This is a genomic window from Ruegeria atlantica (assembly GCF_001458195.1).
Classification (GTDB): domain Bacteria; phylum Pseudomonadota; class Alphaproteobacteria; order Rhodobacterales; family Rhodobacteraceae; genus Ruegeria; species Ruegeria atlantica.
Genome location: NZ_CYPU01000018.1, coordinates 98535 through 122810, shown reverse-complemented (window position 1 = coordinate 122810; position 24276 = coordinate 98535). Strand labels below are relative to the sequence as shown.

Genomic DNA, 24276 nt, shown 5'->3' with positions numbered 1-24276 from the left:
CGTGATCACAAGTTGTCGAACAGACGCCCAGGCAGCGCTTCGTGACGCGGCTGGTTCAGCGCTTTCAGCAGTCCGAAGACCATTGCTTGATTGGAGGCAACGACGGGTTTGTTCAGCGCGGCCTCAATTCGTTCAATCGCCTCGACCGAGCGCATGTCTGTGCAGCTTAGGACGATTGCCTGCGCGTCCTGGTGATCAGCCCTGCACGCCAGGTCGAACACCTCGCCCGGGGTCAGTTCACCTTGCCCATAGTTGCCAAGCTCGCGGCCCACATCGGCGCATTTGACGGTTTCAATGCCGTTGCGGGCCATGAATTCCATCGCCTGGGCATTGATCTCGCCCAAATAGGGCGATGAAAAGCCGACCTTTGTTGCGCCGACAGATTTGATCCCAGCGATCAACGCCCCTGCAGCGGTCAGCGAAATCGCGCCCGAGCCTGCCTTGATCTGCTGGGCCAGCTCTGCATCAAAGGACGGTCCGTGGGTCAGCGTCGCCGAGGTGCAGCCATACAAAACCACATCGGGGCGTATGCCCGAGATCATCCGCAGGTCGTGAGTGATATCTGACGCGCCCAACCCCGCCATCTGATCCGAGCCGGGGATTTTATCCACGTCATACCCGCCCATGCGTTGAAAATGGACTGTGAAGTTGGGCGGCCTCAACAACTCCATATCCGGTTCGAGGTTGGTGTTGGTGAAGGGTACAAGAACACCGATTTTGGCTGCGGTTCGTGTTTCGGTCACTTCAGTGCTCCCTTCAAGGCGGTCAGGCACCGATCCATGATCGGCGTCTCGCAGATTGTAGCGCGCAAGCAATCGGTTAAGCCGTATCCTCCCATACCGCGCATTAGTAGGTTGTCCGCCCGCAGCGCCGCGTCTGCCCGTTGCGCATCCTGCGTTGAGGCAAAGCGCAATAGCACAAAGCTTGTGTGGCTTTGAGGAACGATTAGGCCCAACGCACGACATTCCACAGCAAATCGTTCACGGATTTCAGTCGTGCGGGCAACCACATTTTGCATATGCGCCTGATCGCGGGTCGCTTCAGTTGCCGCCGCCTGTGAAGCAATGGAAATATTGTTTGGATTGAGCAATTTGCGTAGTTCAGCCGCAATCTCGGGCGGGAAGTACCCCCATCCTGCACGCGCTCCCGCCAGGCAATAGGCCTTGGAAAAGGTGCGCATGATCACGGTGTCCCCTCGATCGCTCAGCGCGAAGATGTTGGCCGGAGCATGTTTGTGATCGGAAAATTCTGCATAAGCCTGATCGACGACGAGTAGAACATCCGCGGGCAGTTCCCCGCGCAGACGAAGGATCTCGGAATTGTGGATTAGGGTGCCGGTCGGGTTGCCAGGGTTGCAGACAAAGACGATCCGCGTTTCAGGCGTCACCACGGCGACAATATCGTCGACGGATACGGTCAGATCCACTTCACGCGCCTTGACGTAATCGGCCTGAACCTGAGCGGCTGCTGAGGCGACAAACGCATATCCGTAATCCGTGCCAAGGACCCGATCACCGCGCCCGGCATAGGCGCGGATCAAACAGCCGATCAGCTCCATCGAGCCTGCTCCGCACAGCACCCGTGCCGGATCGAGTCCATGCACATCTGCAATTGCTGTGCGCAGTTCCGACCATTCCGGATCAGGATACAATTGCAGATCGGCCATTGCGTCACGACCCGCCTTGATGGCAGCGGGGCTTGCGGGAAAGGCGCTTTCGTTCTGGGCCAACGAGATAGTGTTTTCGCCGCCAAGGTCGGCCAGCGCATAGGCCGCCATTGCACTTATGTGGGGAACCGGGCGGATCATGATGTGCCCCCATAGGATTTTGCGCCTTCTGCGCTAATCAGACCGCGCTTGAGGTCTAGGGAGATTGCCTGCGGGTCCCGCTCGGCCGGGTTGCCGAAACCACCGCCCCCAGGGGTTTCAAAGATCAGGTAGTCGTCAGCTTCAACGCGCAGTTCTCCTTTGCCTGGGATATCATTTTCGCCGCTAAGAAAACGAATGCGTCCGGGTGCGCCGGGTTTTCCACCCGTGCGTCCGAGGGCGGGGAATTTGAGGCGCTCAACCGACAGGAACACCAGAAAGGGTGCACTGTTCGCAGAGGTCATCTCGATCCGTTGGCCGAGACCGCCGCGATACTTGCCTGCACCTCCTGAATCCTGGCGTAGTTCGCGCTTCCAGATTGTGACCGGGGCCACGCTTTCCGTGATCTCGACCTGAGATCCGAACACACCCGAAGGGTAGGCTGTGGCAGACAAGCCATCCGTGTGTGGCCGGGCACCGGTGCCGCCATTATGTACAGGTTCAACCGCGAATTCCCGACCTCCATCACGCGCCACTTCGGGTGCGTGCCGCATCGGCAGATCAAACATGCAGGATGCGCCTTCGGCGGGGACCTGATCCGGCAACGCCTGATGCAGGCATCCAAGCACCAGGTCCGGTGTTACCTGTCCTAGCGTGTGCCGCATTGCTACCGGGGCGGGGCGTTGTGCATTGAGGATGCAGCCTTTTGGCCCGTCCACTGTAAACGGTCCCAGTGATCCGGCGTTGTTGGGGATGTCGGATCCGACGATGCAGCGTAGGGCGAAGACGGTATAGGCGGTCGCATAGTTCAGCGGCACATTGATACCCTTGCCCGAACAGCCCGAAGTTCCGGTGAAATCCACATGCATGCCCGTTTTGTTGACCGTCAAGGTCGCGTGCAGTTCCAGTTCTTTTTCATAACCGTCCATCCTCAGAACGTTTCTATAGGTGCCTGCGGGCACTTCAGCGATGGCTTCAAGCGTGCCTCGGCGCGAGGTGTCGATGATGTAGCTGCCCAGTTGATCCAGATCGTCGATCCCAAATTCATCCATCATATCGAGCAGACGGTTCACACCCGCTTCGCAGCAAGCGATCAGTGCATATATGTCGCCTTCATTTGCAATAGGCTCGCGACTGTTGGCGCGAACTATGCCCAGAAGCAAGGCGTTCGGGACGCCTTGCTCGACCAGTTTGCAGGGTGGGATCAGCAGACCCTCATCATAGATATCCGACCCTTCCGGGCCCATGCCAAGGCCGCCCAGATCCACAAGATGGGATGTGCATGAAGTAAAGCCGACGACTTTGCCGTTTTTGAAGGCAGGCATCATCAGCAGAAAGTCGTTGAGGTGTCCCGAAGCCAGCCACGGATCATTGGTCATGTAGATATCACCGGGCCTCATGTCCTGAACAGGGAAATGACCGCGCAGATGCATTACGGCTTCGGCCATCGTGTTGATGTGCCCGGGCGTTCCGGTGACCGCCTGTGCCAGCATCCGACCCTCGGCGTCAAAAATCCCGGCAGAAATGTCGCCGCATTCGCGTACAATGGGTGAGAATGCGGCGCGGATCAGGGTCTGACCTTGTTCTTCAACCACCGCAATTAGGCGGTTCCACATGACTTGCAGGCGAGCGGGGGAAAGATCGGCAGTCATCATACACCTCCTTTCTGATCTTGGATAAGGATGAGGTTTCCAATGGCGTCCACATGCGCCGAGAAATCAGCAGAGACCAAGGTCGTCGTCTGCGATTCCGTGATCAGCGCCGGGCCGCAAACCCGATCGCCCGGGTTCAGGCTGCCGCGTGACACAAAACCAGCCTGCTTTGTCTGACCATCTACATCGCAGGTGATGGGGCGGGTCTGGGCTGGTGTGATCGTTGTCAGAACTGGTGTTTCCGGCAAATCTGGAACATCCGCATCTGGGGTTGCGACGCGGACCGCCCAGTTCAGGATCTCGATTTGCATTCCCGGCACGGGACGCGAGAATTGTTTACGGTATTCCGCCTCGAACGCTTCAGTCAGCGGCTCTATGTCTTCGAAAGTTAAATCGCGATCAGGCAGGGCAATCTCGATCTCGTGGCCCTGACCGTTGTAGCGCATGAAGGCCGTACGGTGCGTTTCGGTGGGCGCATCACCTGCGCCTTGGGCAACCACACGGCTTGCCCCGTCGATCATGTCGGAAAACAGGGCGTTGAGTCCCGCCAGATCCAGCGATTCAAGTAGAGAATAACTTGATCTGACGATCTCAAAACTGACCGGAGCAAATAGAAACCCGACTGCGGATCCGACGCCCGGATTGGGAGGGATCACAACGCGACGGACCCCTGCGGATCGGGCCACACGGCTTGCGTGTAGGGGGCCATTACCGCCAAAGGCGATCATCGCACGGGAACCAAGGTCCTTGCCTGATTCCACTGCGTGCATTCGGCCCGCGCTGGCCATGCTTTCATCGACGATGCGACTGACGCCGTCGGCCGCCCCTGTGGCGTTTGTGTCTAAACGCGTGCCTATGACCTGGCACAGCGCGGCTTCAGACGCTGCGGGGTCAATCTTGATAAACCCTTCGGCAAATGTGTCCGGCACGATATAGCCCAGGGTGATGTCGCTGTCGGTCACGGTTGGCTCGCTGCCGCCCCGCCCAAAGGCTGCCGGACCGGGTTCTGATCCGGCTGATTTTGGACCCACAGTCAACCGTCCCAGACGGTCAACCCCGGCGATTGAGCCGCCGCCTGCGCCGATCTCGATCATTTCGACCACAGGGATACGTACCGGCATGCCCGACCCTTTGATGAACCGCGCGGCCCGCGCAATTTCGAATTGGCGCGAGGTTTGAGGCCGCGCATTGTCAATCAGGCAGAGCTTTGCAGTTGTCCCGCCCATGTCGAAAGATAAAACCTCGTCAATGCCAGTCCGCGCCGCGATCCGGGCGGCCAAAATTGCTCCGCCCGCGGGGCCGCTTTCGACTAGCCGGATCGGAAAGCGTGAGGCGGTTTGAACGGTGCACATGCCGCCACCTGCCGTCATCATCAGGATTGGGCAGGCCACGCCTTCCTCCTGAAACCGTGAGGCAAAGCGCGCCAGATAGCTTTCCATTAGCGGCTGGATGTAGGCATTAGCGACCGTGGTACAAAGCCGGTCGAACTCGCGCGCCTCGGGGCTGACATCAGAGGAAATTGTAACTGTCAGGCTGGGGCGTTTTTCCGCGAGAATGTCGCGCAACCTGCGTTCGTGCGACGGGTTGGCGTAGGCATGCATCAAACAGATTGCGACCGCTTCTGCACCGGTGGCATCCAGTTCGGCCAACAGCGCGTCTATCGAACTGGCGTCCAGCGGGATCAGCACATTCCCATCGGCAGCCATTCTTTCGCGAATGGTCAGCGCCCGTTCGCGTGGTACCAGCAGGTCCGGCTTTTCCAGGTTGATGTCATATTGCGCATACCGCCGCTCATACGCGATTTCCAGAATGTCGCGAAACCCTTCGGTCGTAACAGTTGCCACAACAGCGCCTTGCCGTTCGATCAATGCATTGGTCGCCAGCGTCGTTCCGTGGATGAAACCTGTCACTTCATTCAACGAGCGGCCGGATTCCGCCATGACACGTTTTGCGCCCTCCATCGCGCCATCTGCAGGATTTTGGTGCGTCGTGAGCGTCTTGGTCGAAGCCAATATGGTCTCATCGTCCGAGACGAGCACCGTATCGGTAAAGGTGCCGCCGATATCAATGGCCAGGCGTAAGGTTTGAGATGTCATGAGAGTGTCCGAGTTGTCCGTTGTCTGGGCAGATGGCAAAGGGCGCAGAGCGCCTGCCATCATCAACTTACGACGAGGTCACAACCGGTTGCGCGGCGATCCAGAGGGTTAGGACTACAAAGCGGTGTCATGCACGCAGTTTGACACGCCCAAGATGTGTCGCAAGTTGGTTTGCGACCAAATCGCCCGGAAGCGACAGCGATTTGCGACTTGATTGCCTAAGCGCTTGTGCATCAACCACCCAGAGCTGTCGATGGTTCGCTCAGGATTTCTTGGAGGGAGCAGCCCTGACCAAAACGCCATCCATTACAAGCGCCTTCAGACTGGTCCAGATCTCGCTTTTCGGAAACTTTCCGATGCTCCAATGCCGGAGTGACCAGACATTACAAAGGAAATACAGATAATTGGCCATCAGCTCTGTGTTCATGGGGCGGAACACTTTCTGCTCGACCTCTTTGTCCAGGTTGCCTTTACAGCGGCCCATAAATTCACGCTCCATATCAAATACACGCGCGCGGTTCTCGGCAGACAAGTACCGTGTTTCCGAATAGACCAGATTTGTCTGTCATCACCACCTATGGATCAGAGTAGGTTGATTGGGAAGTGGAGGATTTCAGGCTCATCGTAACCATCAGAGAGTGGAGATGAGAATGAAATCCGAGAAACAGAAAGCGTCGGCAGAGAGGGTCGTCAAAGACATCCGCAGGAAGACTCGGCGCCAACATTCGGCAGAGGAGAAGATCCGCATTGTTTTAGACGGGCTTCGTGGTGAAGACAGCATTGCCGAACTGTGCCACCGAGAAGGAATAGCTACGAGCCTTTATTATAGCAGGTCGAAAGAGTTTCTTGAGGCAGGCAAGAAGCGATTGGCTGAGGACACGGCGCGCCAAGCCACCAGTTCCGAGGTGAAGGATCTGAAGGCGGAATCGTCGGCGCTGAAAGAGGTGGTAGCCGACCTGACCCTTGAGAACAGGCTGCTCAAAAAAGGCATGTTCGAGGATGGGGACGACGAATGAGATACCCTGCATCCGAGAAGCTTGAGATCATCCAGGTGGTTGAGGGAACACACCTGCCGATCAAACGCACTCTGGAAAAGCTTGGTATCCCCAGAACGACGTTCTACCGCTGGTACGACAGGTATCTGTCTCTCGGCGAGGCCGGGCTTGAGGATCGCCATTTCCGGCCAGGCAGAGCTTGGAACCGCATCCCCGACAAGGTGCGTAAGCAGATCGTGGAGTTGGCTCTGGAGGAGCCCGAGTTATCACCACGCGAGCTCGCAGTGCGGTTCAACGACACCAGGCGCTACTTTGTCTCCGAGGCCAGCGTTTACAGACTTCTGAAGGCGCAGGATCTGGTCACTGGCCCAGCGTACATTACCATTAAAGCGGCGGACGAATTTCATGAGAAGACTGTTCGGCCAAACCAGCTTTGGCAGACTGACTTCACCTATCTAAAGGTCGTCGGCTGGGGCTGGTTTTATCTTTTAACCATACTCGATGACTACAGCCGCTATGTTGTCGCTTGGCGGCTGTGCACCACGATGAAAGCTGACGATGTCATGGAAACGTTGGAAGACGCCCTGGCAACATCAGGTTGCGACAGCGCCTCCGTTGTTCACAAGCCCCGTCTGCTCAGCGACAATGGAAGCAGTTATATCTCTGGTGATCTGGCGAGATGGCTTGAAGATCTGGGCATGGATCACGTTCGCGGTGCCCCGAACCATCCGCAGACACAGGGCAAGATCGAACGATGGCACCAGACCCTGAAGAACCGTATCCTGCTGGAAAACTACTATCTGCCCGGAGCGCTCGAACAGGCCATCGGCGACTTCATCGATCATTACAACCACAACCGATACCACGAGAGCATCGGCAATTTGACACCCGCCGATGTATGCTTCGGTCGGGCCGAAACTATCCTCAGACGCAGAAAGGAAATCAAACACCAGACAATCCAAAAACGCCGCTTGCTGCATCATCAAAACGCGGCGTAAATTGAAACTACAGCGAGCCTCCAAAACCAATCAAACTCTCATGTTCCAAATCATTCGATGACGGACAGCGCACATCATCATCGCCTGTGGCAACGACCGGCAATATGCAAGGCTTTGTGAAATACTGGGCCAGTCAGAGTTGATCGATGATACACGGTTCTCGTCCAACGCGGACCGTGTGGAAGATCACGCCGCATTGACTGAATTGCTAACGAATTCCTGTCTGGAATGGACCAAGGCCGATCTGTTGGCGACCCTTGAACAACCCGGCGTGCCCGATCCGCGCACTCCGATCCGGTTTTCCCGCTCTGAATTGCAATTGGATAAAGCATCGGCCATACGGCCCGTCAAATCATGAGATTTTGCGCAAAATCCGAATCAGGTTGCGCTGTTCGGCGGCTGTCAGTGGCTTAAGCGTTGCGTTGGTGATCTGCTGACCAACATCCTTCATGCGCGCGACCATGGTCTCGCCTTCGGGGGATAGCGAAATCAGCGTGCGTCGCTTGTCGCCCGGATCGGGTTCGACAACCGCAAATCCTTTTTTACGCAGACGATCAACGACTCCTTTTATCGTCGCAACATCCATCGCCGCCAGCCGCCCCAACCGGTTTTGAGAGCACTTGCCCAAATCGGCAATGCGAATCAGTGCCGCAAACTGGGTGGGCGTCAGACCGTCCAGTGTGTGTAACTGGAAAATCGACGCATGGCGCTGATTGGCCAGCCGCAAAAGATAGCCGACTTGCTCGTCAAGCGCATAGCTTTCAATCGATTCTGTCATGACGGCACCTGCCTGATTCAATTGTTCGTACTATAATAATCAAAGCTATGTCCTTCCCGCAAGACCAAGGTATTAGACGGCAAGATAGGTGTCTGAAATTTTTGGGTTTTCGTCGAGGCCAGCAAAGCAGCGTTCAAACCGGATTTCGCTTTTTTTGTGATTTTCGCCCTGTCTGACACGATGCGCGCAAAGTGCAGGTTCTGTTCACTGGTCAACGATCTTCCTGTCCCTTGATTCACTGGCCGCATTTGATGCGCTGTCAAATTGGCGTACCGATTTGAAGCGGGCGGCGTCATTGCTGACGGAAACTTTGTGATTGCCAAGTCGGATCGCATTCGACGCCGTCAGCGGGGCAGGCCCTCTTCGGTTTGGGCCTGCGTGGACAACCAGTGACGAAAGCTGCGCAGCGACGGGTCGTCCGACTTGGTTTTTGGCCAAACAAGATAGTAGGCGCCCGTCATCTCAACCTCGTCCGGGAAGGCTGCGATCAGTTTGCCTGTCGCGAGGTCCTGTTCGATCAAATAGTTGGGCAACAAAGCAACGCCAAGACCGTGAACCGCCGCCTGATTGATCGTTGTGTATTGATCGTAAATCGTTACGTGCAATGCGTCGGGATGGCTGGTCCCCATATGACTGAACCATTCTTGCCAAGCGTGGGGCCGGGTATGGATGCGCAGCAATGGTAGTTTCAGCGGATCTCGCGGTGATAAAGGCGCGCCTTTGGGCAGCAGGGATGGCGCGCAAACTGGCAATACACTTTCCACTCGCACCAGCAGCCGATCCGTGCCGGGCCAATCGGGTTCACCAAAATGCAGCGCCGCGTCGAAGGGTTCAGAGGTGAAGCTGAACGGACGCAGACGGGTCGACATGTTGATGGTTATTTCCGGGTGCATGCGGGCAAATTCCGGCAATCTGGGCACCAGCCACCGCATTCCGAACGTAGGCAAAATCGCAAGGTTCAGGGTGCCGCCTATAGGAGCCACGTGCAGCTTTAACGAGGCCTGAGCGATCTGGTTCAGACCTTGCCGGACCTCGGATACATATTCCTGCGCAACAGGGGTCAGCAGCAGGCGTTTGCGATCCCGCGGATCAGATCGACACCTAGCTGGGCTTCCAATGTTTGCAATTGCCGGCTGACGGCGCTTTGGGTGAGGGCAAGCTCATCAGCGACCGCAGAAGCCGAGCCTAAGCGATCCAGCGCTTCAAGGGCGCGGAGTGATGAGATTGAGGGGAAGAGGCGGCGTTGCGTTACCATCTATTCGGTCTGCTCATGAATTTCCCCGTTTTCTTGCAGTTATATGCGCTTTGCTCAAAAATCTTGTTGGTCGTCCGCCTCAAAGATTATCAGCACGGTATAACTTTGTAACTGCCACACCTGAGCGCAACAAACGCACCTGCCCCTAAGTTGTCCGGCCTAATGCCCGATTTGCAGAAAGGTTGCATAATTTAGATTGTCACAATTGACAGCATCTGATTGTATGCCTATCTCGCTTCGAAGCATCGTAAGATCCAGCATGTGTTTAACACGGTTGCTGAGGTCAAAATGCTCAGCTTGCCAACCGTGAAGACGACGGCCCGAGGAGGGGACAGCATGCCGCAAATGTACCATGAACTGCCCGTAGAAGCGTATACGTCGCAGGACTGGTTCGATCGCGAGCAACGCGAGATATTTTCGAAGACGTGGCGGTTTGCTGGCTTCATGGGGGACTTGCCCGAGCCGGGCCACTACCTTTCGGTTCAGGCAGGACTGAACAACCTGTTTATCGTCATGGGTAGGGATCGCAGGCTGCGGGCCTTCCACAACATCTGCAGACATCGGGGCACCCAATTGATCCGCGCCGTGGGAAAGACCCAAAAAGCGCTGACCTGCCCCTATCATGACTGGACCTATGATCTTGAGGGCAACCTGATCTCGGTCCCGGATGAGCATCGCGAATATAAGTCCGTCGACAAATCCTGCCTTGGCCTGAAGCCTGCTTCGGTCGATATCTGGAAAGGTATGTTGTTTGTGCATCCCGACCCGAACGCAGGGTCGATCATGAAATGGTTCGGCGACGTGGACGATAAGGTCGGACCACACGTGCCAGAAGAGCTGGTGGAACACGAGGACACCTCTAACACCTATGAAATCAAGGCCAATTGGAAGATCGTCGTCGAGAATTACATCGACGTCTACCATCTGAGTCACCTGCATTCGAACACGTTGCAGATGTATGACCACGCCAATGCGCAATATGGTTGGTACGGGCCGCACTACATCTTTTGGGAGCCGCCGGTCGAAGAGTTCGCCAAAGATCAGAACAAAAAGCTTCAGATGCCGCGGGTCGTTCCCGAAGATCAGAATGGTGCATGGGTGCCGATGCTATTTCCAGGGGTCGGAATTGGCGCGTCAGAGGACGTGTGGAACGTCTTTATCATCACCCCGCTTGCTCCGGACAGGACGCGGATTCTGAACCGGACGCGTGTTGCCAATGCCTCGGGTTGGGAGTTTTCGAAACAGGCCACCCGGTCGGCGTCTTTCTGGAACAATTTTGGTATCAAAGGCAAATATGACGGTGATGATGCGTATGATGAAAACGATCCGATGGCCTCGGGCGATTTCACGCAAGAGGACATCTATGCCTGTGAACAGCAACAGAAATCCCTGACATCGCCCTATTTTGAGGTCGGTCCAGCCGCCGTTGGGGAAAGCCCCGTGGTTCAACACCAAAGGGTCGTTCGCGATTGGTTGCAAGAAGAATGATCAACTCCGACGACCGGTTGTCGATTGCGACCTTGCTGCGGGTTTTCCGCACAAAGATCGCAACGACCTGGGGTCTGACCCTGGTTGAAACGGGGTTGTTTACTCTCCTTCCCCTGTTGATCGGCTATTCGATCGACGGTCTGTCGAATGGGGACTACACGTCGTTCATCTATTTCGGTGTTGCGATGGCAGCGCTGCTGGTTGTGTCGACGTTGCGCCGAATTTACGACACCCGGGCCTATGGCACGATCCGCGTCGAATTGGGTAAGGCGCAGGCCAAACGGGATGCGGGACGCGAGGTCTCGGTGCTAAATGCGCAGGTGCTGATGGCCCGCGAACTGGTTGATTTTCTGGAGAATGAGGCCCCTGAATCGATGGGTGCGGTCGTCCAGGTTCTGGTCTCGGTCGGTATTCTGATGTCCTTTCACGGGGCACTTGCCACCGCCGCAGGGGCCGCTGCGGTGATTATCCTGATCATCTTCACCCTGTTTTCGCGTCGCTTCTTCCGCCTGAATGGGCTGTTGAACCACCAGTCAGAAAGACAGGTGACTGCGTTGCAAAGCATGGATTTGAAAAAGATCGACCAACACTTGTTTCGATTGCGCACGCATGAGGTTCGGTTGTCGGATTCCGAGGCGCTTGTCTACGCTGCGATTTTTGCTGTCTTGCTCAGCATGCTGGCCTTCAACCTGTGGTTTGCAGCGACGCAAAGCGGGGCGACGGCAGGGCAGATCTTCTCGGTTGTCACCTATTCGTTCGCGTTTGTGCAATCGGTTGTGGTTTTACCGATGGTCCTGCAAAGCCTCGCGCGCTTGTCTGAGATCACCAAACGGATCAACGCGGCGGCATCGAAACTGGGCGCCAATGCCTAATCCGTTCAATTCAAACACCCGGCCCGTATCGGGTATCATCACACATCCTGCCCATTCGCATGGCACGAATTTCGGAGGCTCAAATGACCAGAGATTTTCACCCGCTTGAGGTGCTTGAAACGCGCAACGAGATCGGCGGGCAGGCCAAATCCGTCATGTTCGACGTGCCGCCACATCTGGCCCAAGACTTTGCCTGGCGTGCCGGTCAGCACCTGACCCTTCGCTTTTGGATTAAAGGTGAAGAGGTGCGCAGAAGTTATTCGATCTCGTCTTCGCCCGTCTCAGGGGATCCGCTGCGTATCACCGTCAAACGGGTGAAAAAGGGGCTCGTCAGCAACCATATCAACGATACGGTTCAAAAGGGTGATGTGATCGACGTCATGCCGCCATTTGGCAGTTTTTGTCTGGATACAGACCCGGAGGAACGGCGCACACACTACTTATTTGGGGCTGGCAGTGGCATCACCCCGTTGCATTCCATGCTTCAGTCCGTGCTTTTGGCCGAACCTTGGTCGGTTGCACATCTGGCTTATGGTAATGCGAACGCAGACAGTATCCTGTTCAAAGATGAGTTTGCCGCATACCAGCAGGCTTTTTCTGAACGCCTGACGGTGCATCACCTTTTGTCCAAACCCTCAATGTGGTCCAGTTTCGCTTATTGGCGCCGGGGTGTCATCGACAAGGATGCGATCGAGGCGCTGATCACAGAAAATCCGCCTTATGCCCAGAATGCCCAGTACTACATCTGTGGTCCCGGCGGGATGAACAAAGCGGTTCGAGACGCGCTTATGTCTTTGGATATACCTGCCAATCGGATTCACATGGAAAGCTACGGCGGCGTGCAAGAGACCGATGACAGTATCAAGGGCGTTGATGCTGTTGTGGACATAACGCTGAACGGTCAGCGACAATCGGTTCAGATGGCATCCGGTCAGACGATCTTACAAGCTGTTCAACAGGCGGGGTTGGAGCCGCCATATTCCTGCCAGTCTGGGGTCTGCGGCGCGTGCCGGTGTCAGGTGAAAAAGGGCGCAGTTCATATGCGGGCGCGAACCGCTTTGGATGATAATGAGATCGCGAAAGGTGCGGTCCTGTCTTGCCAGGCGGTTGCCACGACGGACAAGCTTGCGGTTAGTTATGACTAACCCGGCCGTTGGCCTGGCCGTCGCCGTCAGGTTTTTTCTTCCAATGTTTCAGCCAGTTTCAGCGCGGCGAAGTAGGACGAATAACCCCATGTTTTTGGCGGTTTAAGCGGAACGAAAGCATCCGTGGTGATAAAAAGGTTTATGATTCCGTGTGCGACGATCTCGCAGGCTTGTTTGTCGGCTTTTGGGTGTGAGGCAAGAACAATATCTATCGCGACCTTGTAAAAAGCCTCCATCGATTCCAGCAACGGTTTGCGAAGCTCCGGGTAGATCTCAATCGAGTTGACGAGTGCCTGGTAACAAATGTTTATCCGGGGATCCATCTCACCGTCAGAGTTGAACAGGGCCTCGATCAGATTGCGGACATCGGGATGTTCGTCCAGCGCAACGCGCAATGTTTCGGTCTGTTTGCTGAACGTTTCGACGACATGCTCACCTAGCGCCAGAACCATGGCTTTGCGGTTGCCAAGGTGATGGCGGATCAGTGGGCGCTTCAGCCCGGCTTGTGCCGCGATATGTTCAAGTGTGGCCCCTTCGACGCCGTAGCGAACGACGCACGACATAAAGGCATCGAGGACTTCTTTTTTACGTTGATCTTGTACCGAGGGGCGACCCATGCGATTACCCTTACACAGAAACGGAATTTTAGAGATATCTTAGTTGAAATTTACTGTCAATACTGACAGTAAATTTAAGTTTAGAGTGTCTACCACTCTTCCGCGCTTTCTGCATTAGTGCCCATCGTTCCAGACGATAATCTAACGCAAGCAGTGTTCAAGCGTCCCGGTGGGGCGAAGTGTTTGAGGGCGGTGGGCCTAGGTGAAAAGCCCAAGCCTTTCTCCGCCCGCCACATCCGCAAATCTGTTAAGATTTGGGAACAGAGTGTTCAATGCCGACGGTTGCACACCAAACCAAAGAGACAGGTCAGCATAAAGTTGATCGGTCGAGGTCGTTGGAATCAAAACGCCGTCGCCCACATCAAGCGCGTTGTCGCTGGCCAGGCCAAGCTCGGGGTAGTCCCCCAGAATCTGCCCGCCTTTGACAGCATTGCCCATAACCAGGGTATTGCCGCCCCAACCATGATCCGTACCGTTGCCATTCGACGTCAGCGTCCGGCCGAAATCTGATCCGGTGAACGTCACGACACGATCCGCCAACCCCATATCGTCAAGCGTTGCCTGAAATGCACGGAGGGCTTCGGACAATATACGCAGCATACGGGCATGGTTCGCCAACAGCTCATCATGATGGTCCCAGCCGATATAGCGCACAAAGAACGTTTGCTGCTCGTGACCCAGCCGCTCTGAGGCGGCAATCGTTTTGGCGACCATGCGCAATTGCTGTGCAAGGTCCGAGGAGGGGAAGGACTGGGTATCTTGATCCCTCGCGTCGCGGATTTGAATGTCTCGTGTTTGAACTGCGCGTTACGGGACAGGTTCAGATATGTCTCGCGGAAGGGATCGCCGTTTTGATCGGCGTTCATCATTCGGGTGAAACTGTCCAAAAGCAGGTCGTTGAGCGGGCTTTTCTCTTCTTTCACATACAGACCGACGCTGCCCTTGTCTGTGATTGCATATGGCAGTTCGATCTTGCCATTCTGGGCGATGTTGTTCCCGGCCAGCTAGGTGTTCATCCCATTTCGGTGCACCGATATTGAGGGCTGCAGTTCATCGGCAAAGAGCCCGAACCGTCCGACGTTCACACGCAGATCTGAACGCAAGGTTTGCCAGAGTTTTGAACAACTCAGCGACATCGCTTACCTTCGTGGCGGGCTTCTTTTGTGCCTTAGAGCACCTATCCTGTAGCAATCAATTGATTGAATGAACCTTTCAAAAAACTTAAGTACTTGACTTACATGTACAGTAAATTGTTCAGCTTGTGGAACTTACTATAAGCGGCTCGGCAGGATCACACTGCGATTGGCCAGGTTCGAGGCCACGATTATTTTTTTCAAGGGTATGTCGGGCGCTGCTTGCTTCGTTGAATTGACAACGTGCGGATTTTCAGGCGCGCATATCTCAACATGCTGACCTATTTACCTTCAGGATCGCTATCGGATCGAGGGTCCTTATACCGGTTCAGGTCCAGCACGCCTGCCTGAACGGGGTCGCTTGCCAGAAACATAGTCATAACCTGATCGCTGGTTTCCCAAAACCCCGGGCTTGTCCTGCGCAGGCCATAAGTGGCTACGAAATCGAGCCATTCGGCCTGCGACCGCACTGATTTGAGATCGGTTACAAAAGACGCCAGTTGGGCTTCCTGAACTCGAAAGTAGAAATTCGTATAGCTTCCGATCACCCCCGGCAGGATGGTCAGCACGTCGGCCTGCGAATTCCTGCGATCCTTTTCTTCAAACAAGAACGCCACATTGTAATGGGCTTTGTCGTGGAGCAGCGAATAGAGAGACGTGGAACCATCTTCGTTGTCCAGCAAAAGCAGGGAAACATCTGAAAGATACCTGACCCAATCGCCGGTTTCATTCGCAATGTCGCGCAAGTTGTTCACAACTTCTGCATTGCCATTCGAGCAGACGGCCCCATTGCATCTGTTGATCATGTCCTCGAGGGCCCAAAGACCGTTGCCGCGATTTAGAAGTTCCAGGAGGAACTCTTGCTTTGGCGTGTCCGTTTTAAAATCTATGCCAGTCGGAAAACTGTCATCGACACGGCGCCGGTGCCAATACGTGTGCAGCTCGGCCAGAGCTCCTTGGTACCAGGTTTTGTGCATCCTTTGCCTGTCGCCGCGAGGCATGAAGTTCAGGAAAGTGTCCTCACTCTCCATCCGCAGCTCGTCCATGTATAACCGGGTTGAAAGCTGGTGTTCGAGCCGACCGAAAACATCAAAGCCGGCGACCAAGTCGTAATAAATACGTTCGAACACCGGATAATCGATAACCCATGCGGTTTCGGGGATGCCGCCGTGGAACCCGGTCATAGCAGAGGCATTATCGAAATGCCGAAACACGGTAATCAGCGCCTGGGGATTGGTGCCCTCGCCATCCCAAATTGCGTCATATCCAAACCCGTTTTTGTGCGCCGCGCTGTTGCGATATCGGGCATCCCTAAACTCAAGGTACTTGATCTGGTTTTCGTGGGACATTCCGTGAAGGTCCCCCAAGAACCCTATATCTGCAGTACTCACTGGCAATTCCAGAAAGGCCGCCCCGTCCGCCAAAAAGCTGGGGTCTGTGACGGACAGATCGGCATCCGGATCAAGGAAACTGACCCAGAACCGATCTTCAATCACGTCAACAGCGGTTTCGCCGTGACAGACCGGTCCGCGGATGAAGCTGCGCACATAAAACAACGCGTCGTCCAAAAGAAACTGATAACGGCTGCGGGCCGGTATGTTGGCAAAGGTGCTGAAGGGGTTGCCGCCTTCGTCTTCTCCGTACGCAGGTAAGTCAGTGACGGACCAGGCCGGATCAAGGAATAGCTGCTTGTATCGCGCCAAACGATCCGGCCCAAAGCTATAGACCAGATGATCTTTGTGCACGATCGTTTCGTCGAATGCCTGCAGGCGATAGTAAAACGGCCTTGGGCCGGGACTATCGAAGGGACGGCGTGTCGCGATGATCTCGATCTTTGTTCCTGGCGGGCTGGCGGACCGCACCAGCTGAAAAAACTGTCTTGGATTGTCGGATGGAAAATGGAGGCGCGCCAGAAACAGATGTTCGTAAACATATCTGCTCATCAATTGATGGCGCAGGTCGGGCGCATTCAGAAAGGCCTCCCATTCTGTGATCTGATCCTGAATGTCCTGAGGGATTTCTGGTGTGGCCGATGACAAGGGCGCACCATTTTTAAGCCATGACATGAGGGTCTGGTATTCTTGCTCACTCAGTGGGGCTGTGGCGTAGGGCATTCCCGCCCTTGGGTTTGCCGTGCTGAAGGCGTCGAATTCCTGCGTTGTAGGGCAGGTCAAGGGGCGATTAATCGACAAACCAAGTTGGGTTGGAACAGGTGCGTTAGCCGTCAAACGGGCTTGCCTGCCGAGTTTAAGGGAGCGCTCTAACACCGACCCGCTCGTGCCGGTCACCTCTGATGACGGAAGAACGGGAAAAAAACCAAGATCCCGCCACCCGGGAATTGTGTGCGCGTCGATGCCAAGCCGTGTTGGTTGCGCATCTTTTAGTCGTTCGGAGTGGTAGACCGCCTCTTTACTGGCGCCGCGCAAAAGGCCGGCAGGGGATGTCAGCTTGAGTTGGCAGGGCGCGTCGTAGCAGCTGTGGCACACCACACAGCGGTGGTTCAGGATATCCTGCACGTTGGCCCAGTCTGCATTTTCCAGCCTATCGTCATTGGTCGCACCGGGCGCTGCTGCATCTGACTGGGCCAAACACTGATCAGCAAGCAAAAATGCAATCGAAGCCGCTAAAACACAGGTGATAAAACACCAATCTTGTAATGTTCGCAGCATAGATGCCCCCGTCTGAATGGTTTGTTTTCATTGACCATCACGCCAAGCCCAAAGGCCTTAACAGGGTTATACTACTGAATTGATATCGTTTGTCGCGTTTCCTGAACTTTTTCGTTGAGGCAACGCTGGGGTGTTTGCCGCAGTTTCACATGCGGCAAAGTAAATGTAATTGGATCTTAGATTGCCAATAGTGTCAGACCGTTGCCCCCTTGATGCGTATGGCCGATCCCACGCTACCAGCGCAAAGGCCAATGCCAATTGCGACCAACAGCTCAAATGTATCGACCGCGGCAAATGAACCATGAGCGAATACGAAGGTTGCCAACACCCCGACAATGCCCCCCATCAATGCGCCCAGCCAAACGCGGCGAGTCATCATTCCCAGGGCCAGCCCAAGGATACCCGGCAGACTAATGACGTTGGCCCCGATTGTTCCCAGAATTTCCAGCATTTCGTGTCCCTTTTCAGTCTGCCCGAGTACTCAGGAATGACTTGATGTCATCGCCGTCAGCTGCGGCCTGTTGTTGCAACGAACCCTGCGCTTTGCTGGCCAAGGTTTCGGTCACTTCCTGATACCGCTCCTGATAGCCGGGTGGCAGGCTATGGGCGATGCCCTGGTGGCAATCGATACAGGTCATGTTTTCATCAATGGCGCGTTGGTGCTCAGAGGCAGCGCGCGTTTCCTGCAACGTGAAATCCATATAGTCGAAGTTGTGGCAATTCCGGCATTCGCGACTGTCGGAGGCCTTCATCTTCTTCCAGACGGCGGTCGCCATGCTCAGACGGTGCTCTTCGTATTTCTCGGGCGTACTGATCGTGCCTGCCAGCTCGTGATAGACGTCCTTGACCGCCATGATCTTGGCTTTGATCTTGTGGTTCCATTCATGCGGCACATGGCAATCGGAACAGATGGCCCGCACACCGGAGTGGTTGTTGTAGTGGATCGTCTCACGATACTCGCCCAGGTTAGTCTCCATCGTATGGCACGAGGTACAGAACTCCTCGGTATTCGTCAGCTCAAGCGTCCAGTGGAACCCGCCCCAGAACAGGATTCCAGCCAGAAAACCCGCAAGGATCAGAAAACCCGAGCTAAAGGCAACCGCCGGGGTCCAGATCCAGTTCCAGATGCGGCCAATCCACCCGCGTTTTTCAGGAGAGTCTGCCATGTTGGTGCTCCTTTCGTTCTTGCGTTGGATTAATTGCCCGAGGACGGTTGAAAGACGTTTTCAACCAATGGCGGTGCGTCTGCTTGTGGCACGTGGCATTGGTTGCAGAAATAACGTGTGCCTGCGATGTGATCCAACTCGTTGCCGTCGCGATCCAGATAGTGTGTCATCGACAATGTCGGGGCATTGCGTTCGCCGGCTTTGGTCCAGTCGTGGCAGGACAAGCACTGATTTGTGCGCGTGTCGATCTGGTATTGCTCGACCGAGTGCGGGATCAGCGGCGGTTGTTGGCGATAGTTGCGCTGCATGCGCCCTTCGACGTTCTTGTGGATCTGTTCCAGAGGGATCAGTTCATCCACATCGGCACCCCGCAAGGATTCTACCTGAGCTGATTGCGCAAGGGCGAATCCGCCCAAGAGCAAAACGGGGATAAGGGCTATAAGGCCTGTTCGGGTTGGCTTGTTCATCTTGGCACTCCCTCAGATAGGTCTGGCTGCGCGCGGATCGGGCGCGGGAACTGGATCGGTAGGTGCGGCGACCTTGTCGTCGAACCGGTGAGTAAATTTGAAGACGTCGACGGCGCACACGTCGATGCAACGACCGCAGGCGGTGCAGTCAGGGGAAAGGATCAGTGGTGTGGAACCCGACTTACCCTTCAGCGCAGGAGATATGACCTGATTTTCTGGGCAAACGGCATAGCAATCCATGCAATCATCGCAGGCTGTTCGGTTCGGGGCGCTGACCCGCAGCAAACCTTTGGCGCCAATCAGGCCGTAGAATGCGCCAACCGGACAGATGTGACCGCACCAACCGTGCCGCGAAACGAACAGGTCGAACACGAAGATGGCAATGATCATGGCCCACACGAACCCCGCGCCGAAAATCAGCCCGCGATGCAGCATGGTGATCGGGTTGACCAGCTCCCATGCGATCACGCCTGTAGCGCCCGAGACGATTAGGACGGTGGCCAATATCCAAAGGCGGGTGCTGCGCTTGGGCTGCCAGCCTTTCGGCAGGTCCAAACGTCTGTGCAACCAGTTGGCTGCGTCGGTGACTGGGTTGATCGGACAAACCCATGAACAATAGACGCGCCCACCAATCAGAGCGTAAGCGGCCAGAACGAGCACTCCTCCAACCAGGGCCGTCAATTCCGGCCAATGTCCAGCGATCACGCTTTGCAACAGGATAAGCGGGTCGGTCAGCGGCAGCACGCCCAGTGTCAAAGATCCCGCAAGCGTGCCTTGAACGATCCAGATGCCGAACCACGGTCCCAGAAGAAACACAGCCAGAAAGAGCAACTGGCTTGCGCGGCGCAGCAGCAGGTATTTGTGGGCGCGCACCCAACCTTTTTCTTCGATGGCCTCCATTCCGGCCGGCATATGTGTGCGTGCACTCATTGTCCGACCCCCGGCAAATCGTATGCTGGTGCGAACCCGCCCGGTGCGGCAAGGTTGTCGGTGCCCGGTCCGGGCAGTCGGTCCGGCAGATCGATGAGGCCTTCAACAAGGGGACCGCCTTTGGCCTCTTTCTCTTCCCAGCCTTTGCGGTAGTGATCGGCACTGCTGCCGCGGGCCAAGCGCGCAGGCAGGACCTTGATCGCAGCCTCGGGCAGAACGCAGCTTTTCTCGCACATGCCGCAGCCTGTGCAGTGGTCCGCATGAACGGTTGGGATGAACATTGCGTGGTGGCCTGAACGTTCGTTATGGGCCATTTCCAGCGTGATTGCCTCATCAATCACGGGGCAGACGCGATAGCAGACATCGCAGCGCAGGCCAAGGAAGTTCAGACAGTTCTCCTGATCGACAAGGACGGCAACACCCATCTCGGCATCATCAATATTGTCGAGGGCCGGATCCAATGCACCGGTGGGGCAGGCGGCCACGCAAGGGATGTCGTCACACATTTCGCAAGGCACATCCCGCGCTGTGAAATAGGGCGTCCCTGTAGCAACCGCATCCACGCCCAGTTCCGCCAGTTTCAATGTGTCATAAGGGCAATCCCGCACGCAAAGCCCGCAGCGAATGCATGCAGACAAAAACGCCTCTTCCGGTAGCGCGCCGGGTGGACGTAATGCTTCGGCCGGCAACGCCCGGGCATCGCGGGCGAGCCAGGCCAACATTGACCCGGCGACCACGCAGCCGCCCGACGCACGGGCCGCATCCTGCAGGAAGCGACGCCGTTGCGGCGAAAGAGGTTTACCTTCAAAGGGCATGGGGACGACCTTTGCCTCGCTTGTCCGTTACGCGCGCTCGACCTTACAGGCGCATTTCTTATAGTCGGTCTCTTTCGACAGCGGGCAAGTTGCGTCCAGTGTCAGCTTGTTGGTCAGCTGGTGTTCGTCGAACCACGGCATGAACACCAATCCACGCGGCACCTTATTGCGGCCACGGGTCTCGACCCGGCTGGTGACCTCGCCCCGGCGAGTGGACAGTACGATTTCCTGCCCGCGACGCAGACCGCGATCCTTGGCGTCCTCCGGGTGCATGTAGACAACGGCTGAAGGAAACGCGCGATGCAGTTCGGGCACGCGGCGGGTCATCGAACCCGAATGCCAGTGTTCAAGCACACGACCGGTGGACAGCCACAGATCGAATTCCTCATCCGGTTCCTCAGCGGCGGGCTCATAGGGGGCAAAGATGATCTTGGCCTTGCCGTCCTCGTAGCCGTAGAACTTAACGTCTGCGCCTTCCGGCACATACGGATCATACCCTTCGCGGAAGCGATAGAGTGTTTCCTTGCCGTCGACGACAGGCCAGCGCATGCCACGGGCCTCGTGATACATCTCGAACGGAGCAAGGTCGTGCGCGTGGCCGCGTCCGAAATCGGCATATTCTTCAAACAGACCTTTCTGAACGTAGAAGCCGAAATGCTCGGCGTCGTCGTTGTGAAATCCTTCCGCCGTTTCCGACAGCGGGAACTGGTCGACCTTACCGTTGGCATAAAGCACGTCAAACATGGTCTTGCCGCGATGCTCGGGCATCTTGGCCAGCAGCTCTTCGCCCCAGACCTCTTCGATGGTAAAGCGTTTCGCGAATTCCATCAGCTGCCACAGGTCCGACTTGGCCTCACCCGGTGCCTGCACTTGCTGGCGCCAGAATTGCGTACGGCGTTCGGCGTTGCCATAGGCGCCTTCTTTCTCAACCCACATGGCCGTGGGAAGGATCAAGTCGGCCGAAACTGCGGTGACAGTTGGGTAAGGATCCGAGACTGTGATGAAGTTTTCCGGGTTACGGTAACCAGGATAGCCTTCTTCGTTGATGTTAGGTGCGGCTTGCATGTTGTTGTTGCACTGGACCCAATAGGCATTCAGTTCGCCGTCCTTCAGTTTGCGGTGCTGCAACACGGCGTGGAAGCCGGGCTTGGGCGGGATAGTGCCTTCGGGGATGTTCCATGCGGTTTCACAGATTTCGCGGTGCTTATCATTCGTAACAACCATGTCCGCCGGCAGACGGTGGGCAAAGGTCCCCACCTCACGCGCCGTACCACAGGCCGAAGGCTGACCCGTCAGCGAGAAGGGTGAGTTTCCGGGTTCGGAAATCTTTCCCACCAGCAAGTGCACGTTATACATCAGCGAATTCACCCAGGACCCACGGGTGTGCTGGTTGAAGCCCATGGTCCACAAGCTCATCACTTTACGGTTCGGGTCGGCATATTGCTGGGCCAGTTTCTCCAGCTTGTCTGCAGGGACACCAGACAGTTCAGAGGTATATTCCAGCGTGTAGGGCGCGACGGCTTCGGCGTATTCTTCAAAGCTGATCGGATCCATCTTGCCCGAGTTCGGATTTTCAGCTTCTTGCTGCAGCGCGTTGGTGTCGCGCAGGCCATAGCCGATATCGGTGGCGGTTTTGGTGATGTTGACGTGATTCTTGACGAAGTCTTCGTTTACCGCGCCATTTTGAATGATGTAGTTGGCGATGTAGTTCAGGATCGCCAGATCGGTCTGCGGTTCAAAAACGATGCCGTTGTCCGCCAGTTCAAACGAGCGATGCTCAAACGTCGACAGTACATGCACTTCGCAACCCGGTTTGGTCAGACGTGTATCGGTGAGGCGCGACCACAGGATCGGGTGCATCTCGGCCATGTTCGAACCCCACAGAACGAACGTGTCCGCGTGCTCGAAATCGTCATAGCATCCCATTGGCTCATCAATGCCGAACGAGCGCATAAAGCCCACAACGGCTGATGCCATACAGTGCCGTGCGTTGGGGTCAATATTGTTGGACCGGAACCCGGCTTTCATCAGTTTGGATGCCGCATAGCCTTCCCAAACCGTCCATTGCCCGGAACCAAACATACCGACACTGGTCGGGCCTTTCTTGGCCAGCGCCTCTTTCCATTTTGCGGCCATGACATCGAACGCTTCGTCCCAGCTTACCGGCTCGAATTCACCGTTTTTGTCGTATTCGCCATTGGTCTTGCGTAGCAAAGGTGTAGTCAGTCGATCCTTGCCGTACATAATCTTGGACAGGAAATAACCCTTGATACAGTTCAGCCCCCGGTTCACCGGCGCGTCGGGGTCGCCTTGCGTCGCAACGACACGACCTTCTTTGGTGCCAACCAGAACAGAGCAGCCTGTACCACAGAACCGGCAAGCCGCCTTGTCCCACCGGATGTCTGGCGCTCCGGCCTGGGCATTGGCTTGACCGGCCGCCAGCGGAATACCAGCGGCTGACGCCGTTGCTGCGGCCGCAGAGGCCTTGAGAAAAGTCCGACGGGATTCAGAATGTGTCATTGCGTGGGCCTCCGGCTGGTGGTTGGGCTTGGGGCATCGGGCTGCGGATGGGCGTCCGCGAGATCCTCGAAATGGTGATAAGTCAGGGTCAAAGAGATGACGCCTGGGATCTGGTGCAGATCCATGATGGTTTCGGATGCAAGACGGGTTGGAGTGTCTTCGACGACGACAACAAATCGGCCATCTTCCGTTTCAGCGTGAATTTCGACACCCGGCGTGCCCTTCATCACGCGCGCTGCTGCGCTCGTGTGATCAGGTGCGACATGGGCGAGACAACCGCAGATGTTCATTGAGTAGCTTCCATTTGTGGTTGAGGTTGGCGTTCCAGCGCAATGGCATCGGCGGGACATAAACTTGGGCAAATCCCGCAGCCGTTGCATGTATCAAGGTCAAGCACCGGCTCTGCGCGGCCGCCGGTCATCAGTTTGAAACGGATCGCGCTTTGTTCGCAATTGTTCTGACAGATGCGGCAACTGATGCCGTTCATAGATAGGCAGGTGTCCGCTGTAAGCGCGGCGCGCCATGGCCAATCTGGCAAACGGTCAATCGATATCGCTTCGGTTGGACAAATCCGGGCGCAGTCACCGCAGAAGGTGCAGGGATTGTCAGTGGGCTGGAAGCGGGGATATCCATCTGTCCCGATGACGATCGCATCTTCGGGGCAAGTATCTGCGCAATCACCACATTTACTGCATGTTTCAACAAAGCACAGCTCAACCGAGCCCGGAGGTCTGGCGATATTGCCGTCCTCTGGTCTGATCTTTGCGCTTAGAAACGCCCGTCGGCTGGTCAGTTGTTGCATTGCATGCGACCTGGCTACACTCGATTCCTGTAATCGAGTGTATCGCATACCGTGATCTGTGGGGGCCTTTTTTG

The 24276-nt window shown here is 56.0% G+C and carries 23 protein-coding genes and 1 pseudogene; 6 read left to right on the top strand and 18 right to left on the bottom strand.

Annotated elements, in window-relative coordinates:
• Window positions 1–5: 5 nt before the first annotated feature.
• The 5 genes from RUA4292_RS05445 to RUA4292_RS05425 all read right to left on the bottom strand — a co-directional run bounded on the left by RUA4292_RS05445 (window position 6) and on the right by RUA4292_RS05425 (window position 6084).
• Window positions 6–743 (bottom strand): maleate cis-trans isomerase family protein, encoded by a 738-nt coding sequence (locus RUA4292_RS05445; protein ID WP_058276682.1) that lies wholly within the window; start codon window positions 741–743, stop codon window positions 6–8.
• A complete protein-coding gene (locus RUA4292_RS05440) occupies window positions 740–1807 on the bottom strand; it encodes a pyridoxal phosphate-dependent aminotransferase (RefSeq protein WP_058276681.1) in 1068 nt (355 codons plus the stop codon). Before RUA4292_RS05440 ends, RUA4292_RS05445 begins: the two co-directional genes overlap by 4 nt.
• Window positions 1804–3456 carry a hydantoinase B/oxoprolinase family protein gene (locus tag RUA4292_RS05435; protein WP_145974876.1) on the bottom strand — a complete coding sequence of 551 codons (1653 nt, stop codon included), beginning with the start codon at window positions 3454–3456 and terminating at the stop codon, window positions 1804–1806. The genes RUA4292_RS05440 and RUA4292_RS05435 overlap by 4 nt, the downstream gene beginning before the upstream one ends.
• Complete coding sequence (locus tag RUA4292_RS05430; protein WP_058276706.1) at window positions 3456–5552, bottom strand: hydantoinase/oxoprolinase family protein; 2097 nt, start codon at window positions 5550–5552, stop codon at window positions 3456–3458. The genes RUA4292_RS05435 and RUA4292_RS05430 overlap by 1 nt, the downstream gene beginning before the upstream one ends.
• Before the next feature lie 262 nt (window positions 5553–5814).
• Window positions 5815–6084 carry a hypothetical protein gene (locus tag RUA4292_RS05425; protein ID WP_145974875.1) on the bottom strand — a complete coding sequence of 90 codons (270 nt, stop codon included), beginning with the start codon at window positions 6082–6084 and terminating at the stop codon, window positions 5815–5817.
• Window positions 6085–6196: 112 nt separating this feature from the next.
• Here RUA4292_RS05425 and RUA4292_RS05415 point away from each other — a divergent pair.
• A protein-coding gene (locus RUA4292_RS05415) for an IS3 family transposase (RefSeq protein WP_145974874.1) occupies window positions 6197–7545 on the top strand; the annotation gives its coding sequence in 2 pieces (ribosomal slippage) (window positions 6197–6539 and window positions 6539–7545; 1350 coding nt in all).
• A gap of 73 nt (window positions 7546–7618) precedes the next feature.
• A complete protein-coding gene (locus tag RUA4292_RS05410; RefSeq protein ID WP_082637009.1) occupies window positions 7619–7903 on the top strand; it encodes a CoA transferase in 285 nt (94 codons plus the stop codon).
• On the opposite strand, the gene RUA4292_RS05405 is transcribed toward RUA4292_RS05410, so the two are convergent.
• Together RUA4292_RS05405 and RUA4292_RS05395 are read right to left on the bottom strand one after the other, a co-directional pair.
• The gene (locus RUA4292_RS05405) at window positions 7898–8323 is read right to left on the bottom strand and encodes a MarR family winged helix-turn-helix transcriptional regulator (RefSeq protein ID WP_058276675.1); all 426 of its coding nucleotides are present in this window, start codon (window positions 8321–8323) and stop codon (window positions 7898–7900) included. The genes RUA4292_RS05410 and RUA4292_RS05405 overlap by 6 nt on opposite strands.
• 344 nt (window positions 8324–8667) lie before the next feature.
• A pseudogene (locus RUA4292_RS05395) lies at window positions 8668–9578 on the bottom strand (LysR family transcriptional regulator).
• Window positions 9579–9914: 336 nt separating this feature from the next.
• On the opposite strand from RUA4292_RS05395, the gene RUA4292_RS05390 reads away from it, so the two are divergent.
• The 3 genes from RUA4292_RS05390 to RUA4292_RS05380 all read left to right on the top strand — a co-directional run bounded on the left by RUA4292_RS05390 (window position 9915) and on the right by RUA4292_RS05380 (window position 13083).
• The gene (locus tag RUA4292_RS05390; protein ID WP_058276705.1) at window positions 9915–11066 is read left to right on the top strand and encodes an aromatic ring-hydroxylating oxygenase subunit alpha; all 1152 of its coding nucleotides are present in this window, start codon (window positions 9915–9917) and stop codon (window positions 11064–11066) included.
• On the top strand, window positions 11063–11938 hold the full coding sequence (locus RUA4292_RS05385; protein ID WP_058276673.1) for an ABC transporter six-transmembrane domain-containing protein: 876 nt from the start codon (window positions 11063–11065) through the stop codon (window positions 11936–11938). The genes RUA4292_RS05390 and RUA4292_RS05385 overlap by 4 nt, the downstream gene beginning before the upstream one ends.
• A gap of 83 nt (window positions 11939–12021) precedes the next feature.
• On the top strand, window positions 12022–13083 hold the full coding sequence (locus RUA4292_RS05380) for a ferredoxin--NADP reductase (protein WP_058276672.1): 1062 nt from the start codon (window positions 12022–12024) through the stop codon (window positions 13081–13083).
• A gap of 26 nt (window positions 13084–13109) precedes the next feature.
• Here RUA4292_RS05380 and RUA4292_RS05375 read toward each other — a convergent pair whose 3' ends face one another.
• Together RUA4292_RS05375 and RUA4292_RS05370 are read right to left on the bottom strand one after the other, a co-directional pair.
• The gene (locus tag RUA4292_RS05375) at window positions 13110–13700 is read right to left on the bottom strand and encodes a TetR/AcrR family transcriptional regulator (RefSeq protein WP_058276671.1); all 591 of its coding nucleotides are present in this window, start codon (window positions 13698–13700) and stop codon (window positions 13110–13112) included.
• Window positions 13701–13898: 198 nt separating this feature from the next.
• Window positions 13899–14480 carry a DUF1501 domain-containing protein gene (locus RUA4292_RS05370; RefSeq protein WP_267885446.1) on the bottom strand — a complete coding sequence of 194 codons (582 nt, stop codon included), beginning with the start codon at window positions 14478–14480 and terminating at the stop codon, window positions 13899–13901.
• Window positions 14481–14491: 11 nt separating this feature from the next.
• Here RUA4292_RS05370 and RUA4292_RS05365 point away from each other — a divergent pair, with 11 nt between their 5' ends.
• Window positions 14492–14740, top strand: coding sequence for a hypothetical protein (locus RUA4292_RS05365; protein WP_058276669.1), 249 nt, complete (start codon window positions 14492–14494; stop codon window positions 14738–14740).
• Window positions 14741–15114: 374 nt separating this feature from the next.
• On the opposite strand, the gene RUA4292_RS05360 is transcribed toward RUA4292_RS05365, so the two are convergent.
• The 9 genes from RUA4292_RS05360 to RUA4292_RS25750 form a co-directional block, all read right to left on the bottom strand.
• Window positions 15115–17502 carry a fatty acid cis/trans isomerase gene (locus RUA4292_RS05360; RefSeq protein WP_082637007.1) on the bottom strand — a complete coding sequence of 796 codons (2388 nt, stop codon included), beginning with the start codon at window positions 17500–17502 and terminating at the stop codon, window positions 15115–15117.
• A gap of 193 nt (window positions 17503–17695) precedes the next feature.
• Window positions 17696–17953: a hypothetical protein gene (locus RUA4292_RS05355; RefSeq protein WP_058276668.1), complete on the bottom strand. Its 258-nt coding sequence runs from the start codon at window positions 17951–17953 to the stop codon at window positions 17696–17698.
• Window positions 17954–17966: 13 nt separating this feature from the next.
• Window positions 17967–18668, bottom strand: a complete 702-nt coding sequence (locus RUA4292_RS05350) for a NapC/NirT family cytochrome c (protein WP_058272027.1) — start codon at window positions 18666–18668, stop codon at window positions 17967–17969.
• A gap of 29 nt (window positions 18669–18697) precedes the next feature.
• Entirely contained in the window at window positions 18698–19135 is a 438-nt protein-coding gene (locus RUA4292_RS05345; protein ID WP_058276667.1) for a nitrate reductase cytochrome c-type subunit, read from the bottom strand.
• Window positions 19136–19147: 12 nt separating this feature from the next.
• Window positions 19148–20065: a quinol dehydrogenase ferredoxin subunit NapH gene (napH, locus tag RUA4292_RS05340; protein ID WP_082637006.1), complete on the bottom strand. Its 918-nt coding sequence runs from the start codon at window positions 20063–20065 to the stop codon at window positions 19148–19150.
• Window positions 20062–20880, bottom strand: coding sequence for a ferredoxin-type protein NapG (napG, locus tag RUA4292_RS05335; RefSeq protein ID WP_058276665.1), 819 nt, complete (start codon window positions 20878–20880; stop codon window positions 20062–20064). Before napG ends, napH begins: the two co-directional genes overlap by 4 nt.
• Before the next feature lie 27 nt (window positions 20881–20907).
• Window positions 20908–23400, bottom strand: coding sequence for a nitrate reductase catalytic subunit NapA (gene napA / locus RUA4292_RS05330; protein WP_058276664.1), 2493 nt, complete (start codon window positions 23398–23400; stop codon window positions 20908–20910).
• On the bottom strand, window positions 23397–23690 hold the full coding sequence (locus RUA4292_RS05325; RefSeq protein WP_058276663.1) for a chaperone NapD: 294 nt from the start codon (window positions 23688–23690) through the stop codon (window positions 23397–23399). The genes napA and RUA4292_RS05325 overlap by 4 nt, the downstream gene beginning before the upstream one ends.
• A complete protein-coding gene (locus RUA4292_RS25750; RefSeq protein ID WP_058276662.1) occupies window positions 23687–24202 on the bottom strand; it encodes a ferredoxin-type protein NapF in 516 nt (171 codons plus the stop codon). The genes RUA4292_RS05325 and RUA4292_RS25750 overlap by 4 nt, the downstream gene beginning before the upstream one ends.
• Window positions 24203–24276 lie beyond the last annotated feature (74 nt).

What these genes read in the sequence shown, in the direction of transcription:
- RUA4292_RS05440 (WP_058276681.1), bottom strand. Translation starts at nt 1,807, where the DNA reads ATGATCCGCCCGGTTCCCCACATAAGTGCAATGGCGGCCTATGCGCTG.
- RUA4292_RS05435 (WP_145974876.1), bottom strand. Translation starts at nt 3,456, where the DNA reads ATGACTGCCGATCTTTCCCCCGCTCGCCTGCAAGTCATGTGGAACCGC.
- RUA4292_RS05430 (WP_058276706.1), bottom strand. Translation starts at nt 5,552, where the DNA reads ATGACATCTCAAACCTTACGCCTGGCCATTGATATCGGCGGCACCTTT.
- RUA4292_RS05405 (WP_058276675.1), bottom strand. Translation starts at nt 8,323, where the DNA reads ATGACAGAATCGATTGAAAGCTATGCGCTTGACGAGCAAGTCGGCTAT.
- RUA4292_RS05390 (WP_058276705.1), top strand. Translation starts at nt 9,915, where the DNA reads ATGCCGCAAATGTACCATGAACTGCCCGTAGAAGCGTATACGTCGCAG.
- RUA4292_RS05385 (WP_058276673.1), top strand. Translation starts at nt 11,063, where the DNA reads ATGATCAACTCCGACGACCGGTTGTCGATTGCGACCTTGCTGCGGGTT.
- RUA4292_RS05380 (WP_058276672.1), top strand. Translation starts at nt 12,022, where the DNA reads ATGACCAGAGATTTTCACCCGCTTGAGGTGCTTGAAACGCGCAACGAG.
- RUA4292_RS05375 (WP_058276671.1), bottom strand. Translation starts at nt 13,700, where the DNA reads ATGGGTCGCCCCTCGGTACAAGATCAACGTAAAAAAGAAGTCCTCGAT.
- RUA4292_RS05360 (WP_082637007.1), bottom strand. Translation starts at nt 17,502, where the DNA reads ATGCTGCGAACATTACAAGATTGGTGTTTTATCACCTGTGTTTTAGCG.
- RUA4292_RS05355 (WP_058276668.1), bottom strand. Translation starts at nt 17,953, where the DNA reads ATGCTGGAAATTCTGGGAACAATCGGGGCCAACGTCATTAGTCTGCCG.
- RUA4292_RS05350 (WP_058272027.1), bottom strand. Translation starts at nt 18,668, where the DNA reads ATGGCAGACTCTCCTGAAAAACGCGGGTGGATTGGCCGCATCTGGAAC.
- RUA4292_RS05345 (WP_058276667.1), bottom strand. Translation starts at nt 19,135, where the DNA reads ATGAACAAGCCAACCCGAACAGGCCTTATAGCCCTTATCCCCGTTTTG.
- napH (WP_082637006.1), bottom strand. Translation starts at nt 20,065, where the DNA reads ATGAGTGCACGCACACATATGCCGGCCGGAATGGAGGCCATCGAAGAA.
- napG (WP_058276665.1), bottom strand. Translation starts at nt 20,880, where the DNA reads ATGCCCTTTGAAGGTAAACCTCTTTCGCCGCAACGGCGTCGCTTCCTG.
- napA (WP_058276664.1), bottom strand. Translation starts at nt 23,400, where the DNA reads ATGACACATTCTGAATCCCGTCGGACTTTTCTCAAGGCCTCTGCGGCC.
- RUA4292_RS05325 (WP_058276663.1), bottom strand. Translation starts at nt 23,690, where the DNA reads ATGAACATCTGCGGTTGTCTCGCCCATGTCGCACCTGATCACACGAGC.
- RUA4292_RS25750 (WP_058276662.1), bottom strand. Translation starts at nt 24,202, where the DNA reads ATGCAACAACTGACCAGCCGACGGGCGTTTCTAAGCGCAAAGATCAGA.